14 protein-coding genes are annotated in these 12,564 nt (G+C 66.8%); 8 read left to right on the top strand and 6 right to left on the bottom strand.

The genetic code is table 11. The features are described from left to right. The first annotated feature begins 10 nt into the window (after window positions 1–10). Complete coding sequence (locus tag H4P35_RS18060; protein ID WP_226846413.1) at window positions 11–1,831, top strand: SLC13 family permease; 1,821 nt, start codon at window positions 11–13, stop codon at window positions 1,829–1,831. Between the two features lie 29 nt (window positions 1,832–1,860). Continuing rightward, window positions 1,861–3,249: an amidohydrolase family protein gene (locus tag H4P35_RS18055; protein ID WP_226846412.1), complete on the top strand. Its 1,389-nt coding sequence runs from the start codon at window positions 1,861–1,863 to the stop codon at window positions 3,247–3,249. A gap of 67 nt (window positions 3,250–3,316) precedes the next feature. On the opposite strand, the gene H4P35_RS18050 is transcribed toward H4P35_RS18055, so the two are convergent. Both H4P35_RS18050 and H4P35_RS18045 read right to left on the bottom strand, forming a co-directional pair. Continuing rightward, the gene (locus H4P35_RS18050) at window positions 3,317–3,877 is read right to left on the bottom strand and encodes a YiiX family permuted papain-like enzyme (protein ID WP_226846411.1); all 561 of its coding nucleotides are present in this window, start codon (window positions 3,875–3,877) and stop codon (window positions 3,317–3,319) included. A gap of 338 nt (window positions 3,878–4,215) precedes the next feature. Continuing rightward, entirely contained in the window at window positions 4,216–4,914 is a 699-nt protein-coding gene (locus H4P35_RS18045) for a DUF3313 domain-containing protein (protein WP_180100511.1), read from the bottom strand. 225 nt (window positions 4,915–5,139) lie between these two features. Here H4P35_RS18045 and H4P35_RS18040 point away from each other — a divergent pair, with 225 nt between their 5' ends. Then, the gene (locus H4P35_RS18040; RefSeq protein ID WP_056323375.1) at window positions 5,140–5,334 is read left to right on the top strand and encodes a hypothetical protein; all 195 of its coding nucleotides are present in this window, start codon (window positions 5,140–5,142) and stop codon (window positions 5,332–5,334) included. 135 nt (window positions 5,335–5,469) lie between these two features. After that, window positions 5,470–6,099 (top strand): FMN-binding negative transcriptional regulator, encoded by a 630-nt coding sequence (locus tag H4P35_RS18035; protein WP_226849493.1) that lies wholly within the window; start codon window positions 5,470–5,472, stop codon window positions 6,097–6,099. A gap of 4 nt (window positions 6,100–6,103) precedes the next feature. On the opposite strand, the gene H4P35_RS18030 is transcribed toward H4P35_RS18035, so the two are convergent. After that, window positions 6,104–7,351 carry an MFS transporter gene (locus tag H4P35_RS18030; RefSeq protein WP_226846410.1) on the bottom strand — a complete coding sequence of 416 codons (1,248 nt, stop codon included), beginning with the start codon at window positions 7,349–7,351 and terminating at the stop codon, window positions 6,104–6,106. 80 nt (window positions 7,352–7,431) lie between these two features. Between H4P35_RS18030 and H4P35_RS18025 the strand changes: the two genes are divergently transcribed. The 3 genes from H4P35_RS18025 to H4P35_RS18015 all read left to right on the top strand — a co-directional run bounded on the left by H4P35_RS18025 (window position 7,432) and on the right by H4P35_RS18015 (window position 9,460). Continuing rightward, window positions 7,432–8,160, top strand: a complete 729-nt coding sequence (locus tag H4P35_RS18025; protein WP_180100509.1) for a helix-turn-helix transcriptional regulator — start codon at window positions 7,432–7,434, stop codon at window positions 8,158–8,160. 136 nt (window positions 8,161–8,296) lie between these two features. Beyond that, window positions 8,297–8,953 (top strand): N-acetyltransferase, encoded by a 657-nt coding sequence (locus H4P35_RS18020; protein ID WP_226846409.1) that lies wholly within the window; start codon window positions 8,297–8,299, stop codon window positions 8,951–8,953. Between the two features lie 231 nt (window positions 8,954–9,184). Beyond that, complete coding sequence (locus H4P35_RS18015) at window positions 9,185–9,460, top strand: hypothetical protein (protein ID WP_062842113.1); 276 nt, start codon at window positions 9,185–9,187, stop codon at window positions 9,458–9,460. A 5-nt stretch (window positions 9,461–9,465) separates the two neighbouring features. On the opposite strand, the gene H4P35_RS18010 is transcribed toward H4P35_RS18015, so the two are convergent. The 3 genes from H4P35_RS18010 to H4P35_RS18000 all read right to left on the bottom strand — a co-directional run bounded on the left by H4P35_RS18010 (window position 9,466) and on the right by H4P35_RS18000 (window position 11,828). Further along, on the bottom strand, window positions 9,466–10,230 hold the full coding sequence (locus tag H4P35_RS18010; protein ID WP_142054209.1) for a DUF1828 domain-containing protein: 765 nt from the start codon (window positions 10,228–10,230) through the stop codon (window positions 9,466–9,468). Beyond that, window positions 10,227–10,763, bottom strand: a complete 537-nt coding sequence (locus tag H4P35_RS18005) for a hypothetical protein (RefSeq protein WP_056323388.1) — start codon at window positions 10,761–10,763, stop codon at window positions 10,227–10,229. The genes H4P35_RS18010 and H4P35_RS18005 overlap by 4 nt, the downstream gene beginning before the upstream one ends. A 213-nt stretch (window positions 10,764–10,976) precedes the next feature. Beyond that, on the bottom strand, window positions 10,977–11,828 hold the full coding sequence (locus H4P35_RS18000) for a neutral zinc metallopeptidase (protein WP_128828751.1): 852 nt from the start codon (window positions 11,826–11,828) through the stop codon (window positions 10,977–10,979). A gap of 84 nt (window positions 11,829–11,912) precedes the next feature. Between H4P35_RS18000 and H4P35_RS17995 the strand changes: the two genes are divergently transcribed. Beyond that, window positions 11,913–12,539, top strand: coding sequence for an L-threonylcarbamoyladenylate synthase (locus H4P35_RS17995; protein ID WP_056323394.1), 627 nt, complete (start codon window positions 11,913–11,915; stop codon window positions 12,537–12,539). The last annotated feature ends 25 nt before the right edge of the window (window positions 12,540–12,564 follow it).

Here is a 12,564-nt window from a genome sequence, read left to right as displayed (position 1 = left end):
CCGCACGGCAATGGTCAGCGAACTGGCAATCGTACTCACCATCCTCTGCGCGGCTGTCGTGCTGTTTGTCATCGGGCGGCCCCGGTCCGATGCCGTGGCGCTGCTGGTCATGCTGCTGCTGCCCCTGAGCGGCACGGTGACCTACCGCGAGGCGCTGGACGGGTTCTCCAATCCCAACATCATCCTGATCGCCTGCCTGTTCGTCGTGGGCGAGGGGCTGGTGCGCACGGGCGTCGCGCAGGCCGTGGGCGACCTGCTGCTGCGGCATGGCGGCAAGAGCGAGGGATGGCTGGTGCTGCTGGTGATGGGGGCCGTCGGCTCGATGGGCGCGGTGATGAGCTCTACGGCTGTGGTCGCCATCTTCATTCCCATCGTCCTGCGGATCGCGCGCAAGTCCGGCATGGCCAGCCGCCGGATCCTGATGCCCATGGGCGCGGCGGCAGCCATGAGCGGCATGCTGACGCTGGTGGCAACCACGCCGAACCTGGTGCTCAACAGCGCGCTGGGCTATGCGGGCTACGAGGGCTTTCGCTTCTTTGACTTCACGCCGATCGGCATTGTCGTCTTGGCCGGCGGCATCGCCTACATGCTGTTTGCGCGCAATCTGATCGACGCGGGCCAGGGGCCGCGCGCCGCGAACCGGCCCAGCTTCGGCGACTGGGCCACCAAGTATTCCCTGCAGAACCGGGCCTGCCGCCTGCTGGTGCAGGACGACTCCGATCTGGCCGGACGTCAGCTTGGCATGTGGGCGGGCGAACTGGGCAAGGCGGCGTTCGTCATCGCGATCGAACGCCATTCGCGCTTCGCCCGGGCCGTGATGCGCCCCACGGCGGACGACGTGCTGGAAGCGGGCGACATCCTGTTGCTGGACATGGACGCCGAGGGTTTCGACATCGACGGATTCTGCGCCCGGCATCAGGTCAAGCGGCTGGCGATGTCCGGGGTGTACTTCACCGATCAGGCGCGCGACGTGGGCATGGTGGAGGTCATCATCCCCTCGGAGTCGCGGCTGGAGGGCGCGAATGCCCGCGAGTCCGTGGTGCTGGCGCGGCACGGGCTCTTTGTTGTCGGTCTGTGGCGCGGCAAGGAGGCCATGCGCGACCTGCCGAATGTAAAGATGCGCGTGGGCGACACGCTGCTGGTGGTCGGCCCGTGGGCAGGCATTTTCTCGCTGCAGGCCGAAGAGCACGATCTGGTCAGCCTGGCCATGCCGGTCGAAGCCGATTCGCTGGTGCCGGTGCCCAATCGCGCCCTTCACGCGCTGTTCTCGCTGGCGACGGTCGTGTTCCTGATGCTGACCGACTGGGTGCCCAACGTGATGGCGGGACTGATCGGCGGCCTGATGATGGGCCTGTTCGGCTGCGTGACGCTGGACGTGGCGTACCGGTCGATCAACTGGCGCGCGCTGATCCTGATCGTCGGCATGCTGCCTTTTGCGCTGGCGCTCAAGCGCAGCGGCGGCGTCGATATGGCCGCGCAGTTCCTGCTGCACTATTCGGGCGACTGGGGCATCTACGGACAGCTGGCGCTGGTGTTCGTGGCGACCGTCACGTTGGGCGTGGTGGTGTCGGGCACGGCCACTGCCGTGCTGATGGGCCCGGTGGCGATCAGCATCGCCGAAAGCCTGCATGCTTCGCCCTACGCGTTTGCGATGACGGTGGCCATCGCGTCGTCCGCGGCGTTCATGTCGCCGGTGTCCACGCCGTCCAATGCGCTGGTCAGCGTGGCGGGGGGCTTTGGCTTTGCCGACTATCTGAAGATCGGAACGCCATTGACCTTGTTTTCCCTGGTGGTCAGCGTGATGCTGATCCCGATCCTGTTTCCGTCCTGAGGGCGGATGACTTACCCAGAGGCGCGATCATGGTTGTCAGGACTGGTATTGCATTCACGGCGGCATTGCTGATTTTCGGGGCTGGGTCGGCGCATTCCCATTCCTTGCCCGCGGCCCAAGCGGCGCCGCCGCCGGGCGCGCAGGCCGCGGCCGATTCCCGGATCCTCTTCGAAAATGTGCGCATCTTCGACGGCGTGTCGGGCGAGCTGAGTCCGGCGAGCAGCGTGCTGGTCCACGGCAACGTCATCGAGAAGGTGTCCCGCGACAAGGTGCCGGCCGACGGCGCGCGGGTCATCGACGGCGGCGGGCGCACGCTGATGCCGGGGCTGATCGACATGCACTGGCACAGCATGTTCGTCGGCGTGCCGCTGGCCGTGGCGATGACCCAGGATCCGACCTACCTGAACATTGTCGCGGGCGTGGAGGCGGGCAAGGCGCTGATGCGCGGCTTTACCACGGTGCGGGACCTGGGCGGCTCGGCGTTCAGCCTGAAGCAGGCGGTGGACCAGGGCGTGATCCCGGGCCCACGCATCTACCCGTCCGGCGCGATGATCAGCGTGACCAGCGGGCATGGCGATTTCCGTTCGATGGCGGACCTGCCGCGCACGCTAGGGGCGCCAGCGTCGCGGCACGATCTGGCCGGCGACAGCACCATTGCCGACAGCCCCGACGAAGTGCGCCTGCGCACGCGCGAGCAACTCATGCAGGGCGCGACGCAGATCAAACTGACCGGCGGCGGAGGCGTGTCGTCGCCGCACAGCCCGCTGGACGTCGTGACGTTCACCGAGCCCGAACTTCGCGCGGCGGTGGAGGCCGCGACGGATTGGGGTACCTACGTGGCGGTGCACGCCTACACGCCCACCGCCATCCAGCGGGCCATCAAGGCGGGCGTGCAGAGCATCGAGCACGGCAGCATGATGGACGAGGAAACGGCGCAGCTGATGGCCCGATCGGGCGCATGGCTCAGCACGCAGCCCTTCCCGGACGAACTGGCGGACGCCTTTCCCCGCGGCTCGGACCAATGGCAAAAAGCGCAGGAGGTCTTTGCCGGCACCGACCGGACCTATCAGCTGGCGATCAAGTACAAACTGAAGACGGCGTTCGGCACCGACATCCTTTTTTCCAGCCAGCTGGCGGCGCAGCAGGGCAGGATCCTTGCCAGCCTCACGCGGTGGTACACGCCGGCACAGACGCTCATGATGGCGACCGGCACGAACGCCGAATTGCTCAAGCTGTCGGGCAAGCGCAATCCTTACCGCGGCGACCTGGGCGTGGTGCGCGAGGGAGCGCTTGCCGATCTGCTGCTGGTCGATGGCAACCCCATTGAAGACATCTCGCTGATCGGTGACCCGGAGAAAAACTTCCTGGTCATCATGAAGGACGGGGTGCTCTACAAGGACACCGTGCCGGTACGCTGAGCGTTTCAGGCGGGCGGCGCAGGCATGATGCCCCACGGCGCGCGCCGTTATCGGCGCGGCGCCGCCGTCAGAAGGTGCCGACGGTCACCAGTTGGTCCGACGCGAACATGGCGGCCGGCGAGATGATGGGTTCTTCCCAGGGAATGCGCTTGCCGTAGCGTTCCTGCATCTTGGCCTGCACGGCGGGCGAGGCCAGATCGAAGCTTTTCAGCGGGGCCAGCGCGCCAATCTGCACGCCGAGGACGCGCTCGTAGATCTTCCAGACCAGTTCGGAGCAATAGATCTGGTCGTCCGACCAGGCGAACACCAGATCGTAGGGCTTGCCTACATAGGCGGCGCCCGCCTTGGCCAGGCGGGCGCGCGCGTCGGGCGTGAGCTGCGATGCGTCGCGCAGCCGCTTGACGACGTAATGGCCGCCCTCGCCTTGCGCGATCCATTGCGAGAGGGGGGTGTAGCTGACGCGCGCCGCGGCCTCGAGCACGTAGGCCTGGCCTTGGCGCGTCACGATCATGCCCATGTGGCTATAGGGCGAATGCGTGGCCTGTTGGATGGCCAGGCTTTGCGCCGATCGCGACTGCTGGAAAACCATGTCGCCCGTCTGCAGGTCGGGCGTTGCGGCGGCGGCCATGGACAGCGCGCAAAGCGCTGCCCCGGCGGACGCACAGACCTTTGCCGCCAGCCTCACGGGCGAGCCCGTCCTGTCGCAGGCGTCTGCTTTTTGGCGCGCGGTTTGGCCGCGGGCTTTTCTTCTTTGGGCGGCGTGTCGAACTCTTGTTTGTTGCGCTCGCCGCGTGGCGTGTTTTCGGGGTGGGGTTTGGGAAATGCCCAGGGCTTTGTTTTCTGATCCATTGCATGTACTCCTTGCACAGGCGGAACAGTAGCATTAGCCGTGGTCCCTGGGTAAGTGAGGGTTGACGTCAATATTCATCACATCGTGATATGCAGCGGAAAATGGTCACCCGCGCATCACGGCGTTTTGGGAATTTCCGCGACCCAGATGCGGTCGAATTGCTCGCGAACCCGGCGCGCCCAGTCGTCGATGGCGCCTTGCACGTCGGCCGCCGTGGGCTTGCGGCTCTCGGGCAGGTTGCTGCCCGTGACGGCGCCCATCGAGGCGATCAGCAGCTGGTTGGTGGTGGCATCGCGCGCGGAGGCTTCGATCAACAGCCGCGCCGATTGATCGCGCAGGCCCGCGGCCTTGGCCGTCTGGCCCAGTACGTAGCCGATCGGCACGTATTCGCCCGGGCGCGGATCGCGATCGTTGCGGAAGGTGCCCGTGATGGCGGCCCGCAGCCGCACCGAGCGCGGCGCGGGCGCCGATATCAACTGATATCCGGCCTGCGAAAACTCCCGGCGCAAGGCGGCGTTCATGTAGTCCAGCACGCGCTGCCGCAGTTCGGCATTGTCGCGAAAGTCCAACTCGTCAGGCCGGTCGCCGGGAATGTAGGTCACATTCTCCAAGAGCAGCTTCTTGTCGAACTGGCTGCCGATCGGCGGCCCCGGCCGGACCCAGATGCGGCCGCCGCTCCAGTTTGGGTCCTGCTGGAGCTGGCTCTGGGGTTCGCCAAGCGCGGTGGAATAGTCCTTGGCCTTGGGCAGATTGGTGCAACCGGCCAGTCCGATGAGTGCGCAGCAGGCCGCGCACAGTGCGAGGTTGGGCTTCATGGGGGCTTTCCTTTTCAGGCAACGGCGTCCGCGGCGGCGGACTCACGACCGGCACGATTCATGCTGGCAATTATCTGCCCGAAACTCGCGCTGCCGCGGCTATTTTTTTGGCTGCGGGCATCGGCTGCGCGCCTGGCCGCATCATCCTTCTGGCCATGCGAAAACGCTGTCTTGCCGGCTGTGGCCAGCGCTACGATGGGCATGTGCACATAGAAGGAGACATCTATGGACACCGCCAACGAATGGTATGCCGCCGTCAAGGAATGGCAGCGGGCCCGCGATGAACTGACCGAAGCGATCGCCGCGATCCAATGGCCCAGTCCCACGCCCGGCTGCCTTGAAAACTACGATCGCGCCTTTGCGCATGAAACCGAGGCCCGCGAACGCATGAACGCCGCCTACGCGCGATCCCGACGATAGCAGCGAGACGCATTGGCGGCGCCAGTTGGCGCACGAGGTGCTTGGCTCCATGAAACCCGGAGGGTGTGGCTCTTTCAGTGGGGCCACGCGCGCGGTATGTTGTCGCTTTCCCGACCTTTTCATCGCGCCGCCATCATGTACCTGCCGTCCGCCTTTCGCGAAGATTCGCTGGATATCCAGCACGAGTTCATCCGCGCCCACCCGCTGGGCGTCGTCTGCACCAGCGGCGACGGCGGGCTGATGGCCAATCACATTCCCTGTCTGCTTTATCCCGAAGGCCCGCATGGCGTCCTGCGCCTGCACGTGGCACGCGCCAATCCGCAGCTTGCCGAGCTGGCTTCGGGACGCGAGTGCCTGGTGGCCTTTCACGGGGCGCAGGCCTACATCACGCCGTCCTGGTACGCGACCAAGGCGGAGACGCACAAGGTGGTGCCCACCTGGAATTTCGTGGCTGTCCACGTGTGGGGCACGCCTGTCATCCAGGACGATCCGGCGTGGCTGCGCGCCCAGCTGGAGGCCCTGACCGACAGCCAGGAGCGTGCGCGCGCCCAGCCGTGGCGCGTGGACGAGGCGCCCGCCGATTTCATCGCCGCGCAGATGCGCGCCATCATCGGCGTGGAAATTCCCATCGCGCGCATCGAAGGCAAATGGAAGGTCAGCCAGAACCGCAACGCGGCCGATCGCGAGGGCGTGGCAGAGGGGCTGGTCAACGAACGCGACGACGCGGTCATGGCCGGCCTGGTGGCGCGGCGCGGCGGCGCCTGAGGCGTCAGAGCGCGCCGCGCCTGGCGTGGGCGCCACGACCCGCGGCAAAGCACAGGATGGCGGCCAACTGCAATACGGCGGCGGCGGCCAGGAAACCCGGCAGCGCCAGCCCCGTCGGCTGCAACAGGGTCCGCAGCGCCCCGAAGGCGGCCGGCGCAAAGGCATAGGCGCCTTGCGACAGCGCCACGATCAGGGGCACCACCCGGGCCGCGTCCTCGCGCGCGAACTCCGCCTGCGCGATCAGGGGCGGCAGGGACGTGGCATTGCCGATGCCCGACCCGAAGAGCACCACGCCCGCCCACACCGCCCACGCGTGGTCCCCGGCCAACATCAGCACCAGCGACCCGGCGATCTGCACGGCATAGGCCGCGCAGGCGATCCGGCGGCGGTCGGCCGCCGGAGGCATCAGCCAGCCGACGAGCGAGCGTCCGGCGATGGCGCTGGCGGTGGCAAGTCCCATTGCCAGTCCCGCCGTCTGCGCGCCCAGCAGCGGCGCCAGCAGAGACAGCAGGTGCGCGATCAGGCCGATCTGGGCGAACAGGCCCAGCGCCATGCCTGCGGCCAGCGTCACGAACGCGCGGTCGCGGCGCAGCGGGCCGGCGGCCGCCGGCGCGGTCTGGGTGGCGGTGGGCGGCTTGCCCCCCGCGTCGCCGTCCGGGGCCTGGCCAAGCTGTCGCGGCGTCACCGAAAACACCTTGCGCGACAGTACGCCGATGACAACGACCATCGCCAGCCCGACCCACAGCGCCGCGTGCGCAAAGCCGGCATGCGCGATCAGGAACACCCATAGCGGCGAAAAGACGACGCCGCCGACGCTGGCGCCGTTGTAGGCCATGCCCAGGGCGGCCGGACGCCGCCGCACGAACCAGGGGGCGATCAGGGCGTTGACCGCGGCGGCGCCCAACGTCACCCAGCCCATCCCGCTGCACGCCGCGGCGGCGTACAGCTGCGCGGGCGTCTGCGCCACCGCCCATCCGGCCACGCCCACGGCCAGCAGCGCCGCGCCGCCGGCGGTCGTGCGGGCGACGCCGATGCGGCGGTAAAGGCGCGGCAGGTTGGCCACCACCACCGTGCCGGCCAAAAAGTGCAGCGTGACCGCGCCCGATACCAGCGCGACGCTCCAGCCGGTGCGCTGGACGACGGCGTGCAGGAATACCGGCGGACCGTAAAAACCCACGCCCCAACCGAAGACGGCGAGCACGAAGGTGGCGCAAAGGACTTTCCAGCCAAAAAAGGGAGGGGAGGCGGACATGGTCTGGGCGATTGATGCGAGTTTCGATGCGGCGAAGTATGCTTACGGCCTACACACAACACTTTGGCCGATATCGAATCATGGATTCCGAGTTCGCCGACATCAACCTGTCCGCCGTGGCAGGCGCCATCGCCGATCCCGCGCGCGCACGCATGCTGTGCCTGTTGCTGGACGGCCGCGCGCGCACCGCCACGGAACTGGCCGCGGCCGCCGACATCGGCGCGTCCACGGCCAGCAGCCATTTCCAGCGCCTGCGCGATCAGGGCCTGGTGGAAATGGCCGTGCAGGGCAAGCACCGCTACTACCGCCTGGCCAGCGGCGAGGTCGGCCACGCGCTGGAGGCGCTGCTGGTGGTGGCGGGCGCCGAGCGCGCGCCGTTCAAGCCGACCACGCCGTCCGCGCTGCGCGACAGCCGCACCTGCTACGACCACATGGCCGGCACGCTGGCCGTGCGCATCCACGACGCGATGCTGGGCCGGCATTGGCTGACGCCGGACGGGCGCGACTATGTGCTCACGCCGCTGGGCGAAGCGTCGCTCGCGCAAGTCGGCGTCGACGTGGCCCCGGCGCGCCAGCGCCGCCGCCGCTTCGCTTGCGCGTGCCTGGACTGGAGCGAACGGCGTTCTCATCTGGGCGGCGCCTTGGGCGCGGCGCTGCTCGACGCGCTGCTCGCGCGCGGCTGGGTCGCAAAGGACCTGGACTCGCGCGCATTGCGCATCACGGCCAAGGGCGAGCGGCAATTCCCGGCATTTTTTGGCTTGGCGGGCGACCAGCCCGCAGCCCAAAGGGACGCGCATGCAGCCGCGTGACCGATTCCTCGCCTGGCCCCATTCACCGCCCTGACCGGCGGTGCACCCGCACACAACTTTTCAAGCCGCGGATGCGGCTTTTTTTACGTCTCCCGTCCCTCGCGGACCGTTCTTCAACCCTGTACAGGAGGTGGCCTTGCCTACGCTGGCCTTGCACGCGTTCCGTCACGTCATGTCGATCGTGACGGAATTGCGCATCGACGTTAATCATAGTCCCCAAGAAGTGGACAAGGAGCTCGATGCCATCCACAACCGCATGAATCGTCCGATGGACCGCCTGCATGGATTGCCGGAGGTAAAGACCGACATTCCTGGCATCGTGCTTCGCTATCGCGAGGCCGACGGCGAGTATTACGTGTATGTGGTGGACGTGCGGCGGGACCGGCTGGCGGGCTATACGGTGTTCAACCGGCTGATCGAAGTGGGCCGGCGCGCCGATCCCTACGTGCGCGCGCCGCATTCGAAGTACGCAGCGCCCTACCAAGGCATGGGCCTGGCCACCGCGGTGTACCGGTGGGCGCTGGACGCGGGCCTGTGCATTCTTAGCGGCGCCCGCCAGTCCGTCGGGGCGCACCGCCTGTGGATGGGACTGTCGCGCCACTATGCGCTTGGTTACGTGGACCTGCGCTGCAAGCAGCTCACCTATCTGGGGCGCGAGGTGGCGCCCCGCGTGCGCGATGACCTGCATACCCGCATGATCCTGCTTGGCAAGGGCTGGCGGTTGGACGACTACATGCGCGTGACAGGGATGAATATGTCCGAGGATGCGCTTTCGCAACAGACCCTAGGGTAATCCCCCGGAATTGGCGGTGGGCGCCATTGCGTGCAGCGCAGGCGCCGGCTCGCAAGCCGCGCCGGCGCTACCTTTCAGGCATGAAAGCGGATGCGCTTCTCAACATTTGAGAAACGGGGACATGCCTGCGTTGGCGCAACAGTGTTTCTATTTTCTGCTTGAGTTACAAAACTTATCCGGATTGTCATGAAATCACGGAGTATGCTCGTCGGCAGATAGAGGACTACCGAAGTGCATCAGAACAACTTGATCTACAAGGGATACCGCCTCACGGCCAAGGTGTCCCGGGGCGGCGGCGCTATCGAGCCCCCGCCCGAAGCCAGCGGCCCTGTCTTCACTGCCTCGGTGATGGTTGTCCAGGCAGGCGCCATACTCGAAGGCGGCGACGAATACCCCGTGCCCCAGTTTGCGGGCGGCGGCTTCGTCTACAGTCCGCGCGAGGCCGTGCATGCGGCCATCGTGCACGGCCGCGAAATCGTCGACGGCCTGACCAACACGCCGTCCTGAGACGGCTAGGCCGAAAACACCTCTCGCCAGTCACGGGTCTTGGCCAGCGTCTGCACGGTGGCGGACTGCTCCAGGATCGTCACGGCCTTCTTGAATTCCTCGGCCGATGCGCCGTCTTCCAGAATCACCATGCGCGAGTTGCGCGCATCGGCCATCTTCACATCCGACATCTTGCCGTGGGTCTGGTAGACCTGCGTCCAGTCCATCTTCTTGCCCGCCTTCAGGGCGATCGGCTCGATGTAGGTGAGGGCGGTGCTGCCCGCCGCGCGCACCGCGTACGCGAAGTCCGCCGTGTGACCGCTGCTGCCCTTGGCGCGCGCGCCCTTGACCATGCGGTTCACGCCCACGCCTTCGGCCAGCGCGCGGCCCACCTGCGCGCGGAATCGCAGCTGGCTGAACCGCGGCATCCATTTCGCGCATTGGAACGACAAGGCCATCGCCAGCTTCACCGCGTCCCACAGCGCTTCCTGCAACTGCTCGATCGGACCTTCGGCCACGATGGCGCCGGACCGGTCGAAATGGGCGAGCGTGACGCCCGGCGTTTCGTTCAGGATGTCGATGCGCTTGGCCGCCACGTCGATGCCAAAGCTGGACGCATGCATGGCGGTCTCACAGGCGTCGGTCAGGTAGAACGACGACTCATCGGGATGCGCGATGAAAAAGGCGGCGTGCTGGCCGTCCAGGCCCAACGTCATGGGAGAGACGGCGCGAATGGCGTGTTCGCCCGCCGGCAGGACGGTCCAGCCGGAGGCTTCCAGAAAATTGCTCATAGGATCAGTTCGATTTGGCGGCCTTTGAGGGGATGCGCAAAGCCGCCGGCCAGCGTCAGGTTCGCTCGCGGCAGGAAATACTGCATCAGCGCGCCGATGGTGTCCAGCGCGGGCACGATGGGCTCGGCATAGCCTTCGCCTTCCTCGACCCAGATGTGTTCATGGCTGCGGTCGGCAAGCGGCTTGCGGTATTGCGGCCGGTCCGCGCCCACCAGGCTGGTGTGGAACGAATCGTCGGTATCGACGCCATACACCCGGTGCGGGCCCACGAAGAGACTGGCGCAGAACGCCTCGGTCAGGAAGATGGTGGCCTGCCCATGCACCGCCGTGCGCGCGCCCCGGTACATGACGCGGAAGATCACGTCTTCGCGCACCTCGCCCTTGATCTTGCATGGACAGCTGAACTCCATCCACTGGGCATTGCCCGCGGCGGGTTTCGGCAGCCAGAGGATCGGCTTGGCGGTTTCCTTGGGTTCGGCAAGAATCTCTTGCACCTCATCAACGGTGATTAGCGGTTCGAACTTGTTGGCCATGGAAACGAATCTAGGGTCTGGGGGCGCGCGAAGCAAAACGTGCATGCGGCATGCGCGGCGCCCCGCCGCGCCGCGGTGAAAACACGCGCGCGCAGCATTGCGAGGGGGCGTAATCTTACAAGATGAAGACGGCCGGGGTCTGTGGCCTGGATGGATATACAGGTGTTGGCGCCGTGCGGCCCGGAGCGGGCGAGAGCCGCGCAGCGCCGGGCGTCACAGAGACGTCGCGCCAAACGTGTCGCACTGCTTGATGCTGCCGCTTTCCAGGCCACGCTTGAACCAGCGCACACGCTGCGCGGAGCTGCCGTGCGTGAAGGCATCGGGCACGACGTATCCCTGGCTCTGCTTCTGCAGGCGGTCATCGCCGATCGCGGTGGCGGCCGCCAGCGCTTCTTCGACGTCGCCGCCTTCCAGGATGTTGCGCGCGGCATCCGCGCGCTGCGCCCAGAGGCCGGCAAAGCAATCCGCCTGCAGTTCCAGCCGAACCGACAACGCATTGGCCTGCGAGGGGTTGCGCCGGCGCAGTTGGTCCACCTGGTCCGAGATGCCCAGCAGGTGCTGCACATGATGGCCGACTTCATGCGCAATCACGTACGCCTGCGCGAAATCGCCGGGGGCCTTGAACCGGTTCTGCAGTTCGTCGAAGAACGACAGGTCTATATAGACCTTGCTGTCGCCCGGGCAGTAGAAGGGGCCCATGGCGGATTGGCCGGTGCCGCAGGCCGTGGGCGTGGCGCCGCGAAACAGCACCAGCTTGGGCTCGACGTACTGGCGGTTCAGTTCCTTCTGGAAGATGCCGGTCCACACGTCTTCGGTTTCGCCCAGGACCTTGGACACGAAGACCGCCTGGGGATCGTTGGCTGGCGGGGCCGAGGCGGGCGCCTGCTCCTGCACGGCCGGGCCTTCCGCCATGTCCAGGACCACGCGCGGATCGACGCCGAAGTACATCGCCACCAAGGCAAGTACTATCGTGCCTATGCCAATGGTCCCGCGGCCGCCGATTCGTGGGCCGCTGGAACGGCGGTCTTCCACATTGTCGCTCTGGCGCGAATTATCGAGGCGCATACTGGTTCTCCGGGCGGATCGTCATTACCGCCATTTTGCATCGCCGCGCTATTGGGCGGCCTTCAAGGATGTTAGGATAAACCCATGGCTTTGTATTTCTCTGTCCACCCCGCAAATCCCCAGCCGCGGCTGCTCAAGCAAGCCGCGCAATGGCTCAATGACGGGGGCCTGGTGGCCGTGCCCACCGACTCCAGTTACGCCGTCGTCGCCCGCCTGGACGACAAAAGCGCCGCCGACGGGCTGCGCCGCCTTCGCGGACTGGACGAACGTCATCACCTCACCCTCCTGTGCCGCGACCTGGCCGAAATCGGCCACTTCGCCCGCGTCGACAACAAGCAATACCGGCTGCTGAAAGCCGCGACGCCCGGCCCCTGGACCTTCATCCTCGAAGCCACCAAGGAAGTGCCGCGGCGCGTGTCGCACCCCTCGCGCAAGACCATCGGCATCCGTGTGCCGGATCACGCCGTCCTCTTGGGCTTGCTGGAACAGGCGGGTTCGCCGCTGCTGTCCACCACGCTCATCCCCAAGGATGAAACCGAGGCGCTGAACGACGCCGAGGAAATCCGCGAGCGCTACGACCACGATCTGGCCGCCATCATCGATGCGGGCGCCTGCCCGCAAGCGCCCACCACCGTGATCGACCTGACCGGCGACGAGCCGGTCGTCGTGCGCCTGGGCCGCGGCGATCCCGCTACCCTCGGACTTGTCTGATATTCCCCCTCGCCACGATGCACGA

Source organism: Achromobacter sp. 77 (assembly GCF_020541125.1).
Lineage (GTDB): Bacteria > Pseudomonadota > Gammaproteobacteria > Burkholderiales > Burkholderiaceae_B > Achromobacter > Achromobacter mucicolens.
This window is presented reverse-complemented; position numbering and strand designations above follow the sequence as displayed.

Bases quoted from the DNA above. Each gene is read 5' to 3' on its own strand.
- H4P35_RS18050 (WP_226846411.1), bottom strand. From the start codon at position 3,877: ATGGCCGCCGCCGCAACGCCCGACCTGCAGACGGGCGACATGGTTTTC.
- H4P35_RS18025 (WP_180100509.1), top strand. From the start codon at position 7,432: ATGGATTCCGAGTTCGCCGACATCAACCTGTCCGCCGTGGCAGGCGCC.
- H4P35_RS18060 (WP_226846413.1), top strand. From the start codon at position 11: ATGGTCAGCGAACTGGCAATCGTACTCACCATCCTCTGCGCGGCTGTC.
- H4P35_RS18000 (WP_128828751.1), bottom strand. From the start codon at position 11,828: ATGCGCCTCGATAATTCGCGCCAGAGCGACAATGTGGAAGACCGCCGT.
- H4P35_RS17995 (WP_056323394.1), top strand. From the start codon at position 11,913: ATGGCTTTGTATTTCTCTGTCCACCCCGCAAATCCCCAGCCGCGGCTG.
- H4P35_RS18040 (WP_056323375.1), top strand. From the start codon at position 5,140: ATGGACACCGCCAACGAATGGTATGCCGCCGTCAAGGAATGGCAGCGG.
- H4P35_RS18035 (WP_226849493.1), top strand. From the start codon at position 5,470: ATGTACCTGCCGTCCGCCTTTCGCGAAGATTCGCTGGATATCCAGCAC.
- H4P35_RS18005 (WP_056323388.1), bottom strand. From the start codon at position 10,763: ATGGCCAACAAGTTCGAACCGCTAATCACCGTTGATGAGGTGCAAGAG.
- H4P35_RS18045 (WP_180100511.1), bottom strand. From the start codon at position 4,914: ATGAAGCCCAACCTCGCACTGTGCGCGGCCTGCTGCGCACTCATCGGA.
- H4P35_RS18055 (WP_226846412.1), top strand. From the start codon at position 1,861: ATGGTTGTCAGGACTGGTATTGCATTCACGGCGGCATTGCTGATTTTC.
- H4P35_RS18030 (WP_226846410.1), bottom strand. From the start codon at position 7,351: ATGTCCGCCTCCCCTCCCTTTTTTGGCTGGAAAGTCCTTTGCGCCACC.
- H4P35_RS18010 (WP_142054209.1), bottom strand. From the start codon at position 10,230: ATGAGCAATTTTCTGGAAGCCTCCGGCTGGACCGTCCTGCCGGCGGGC.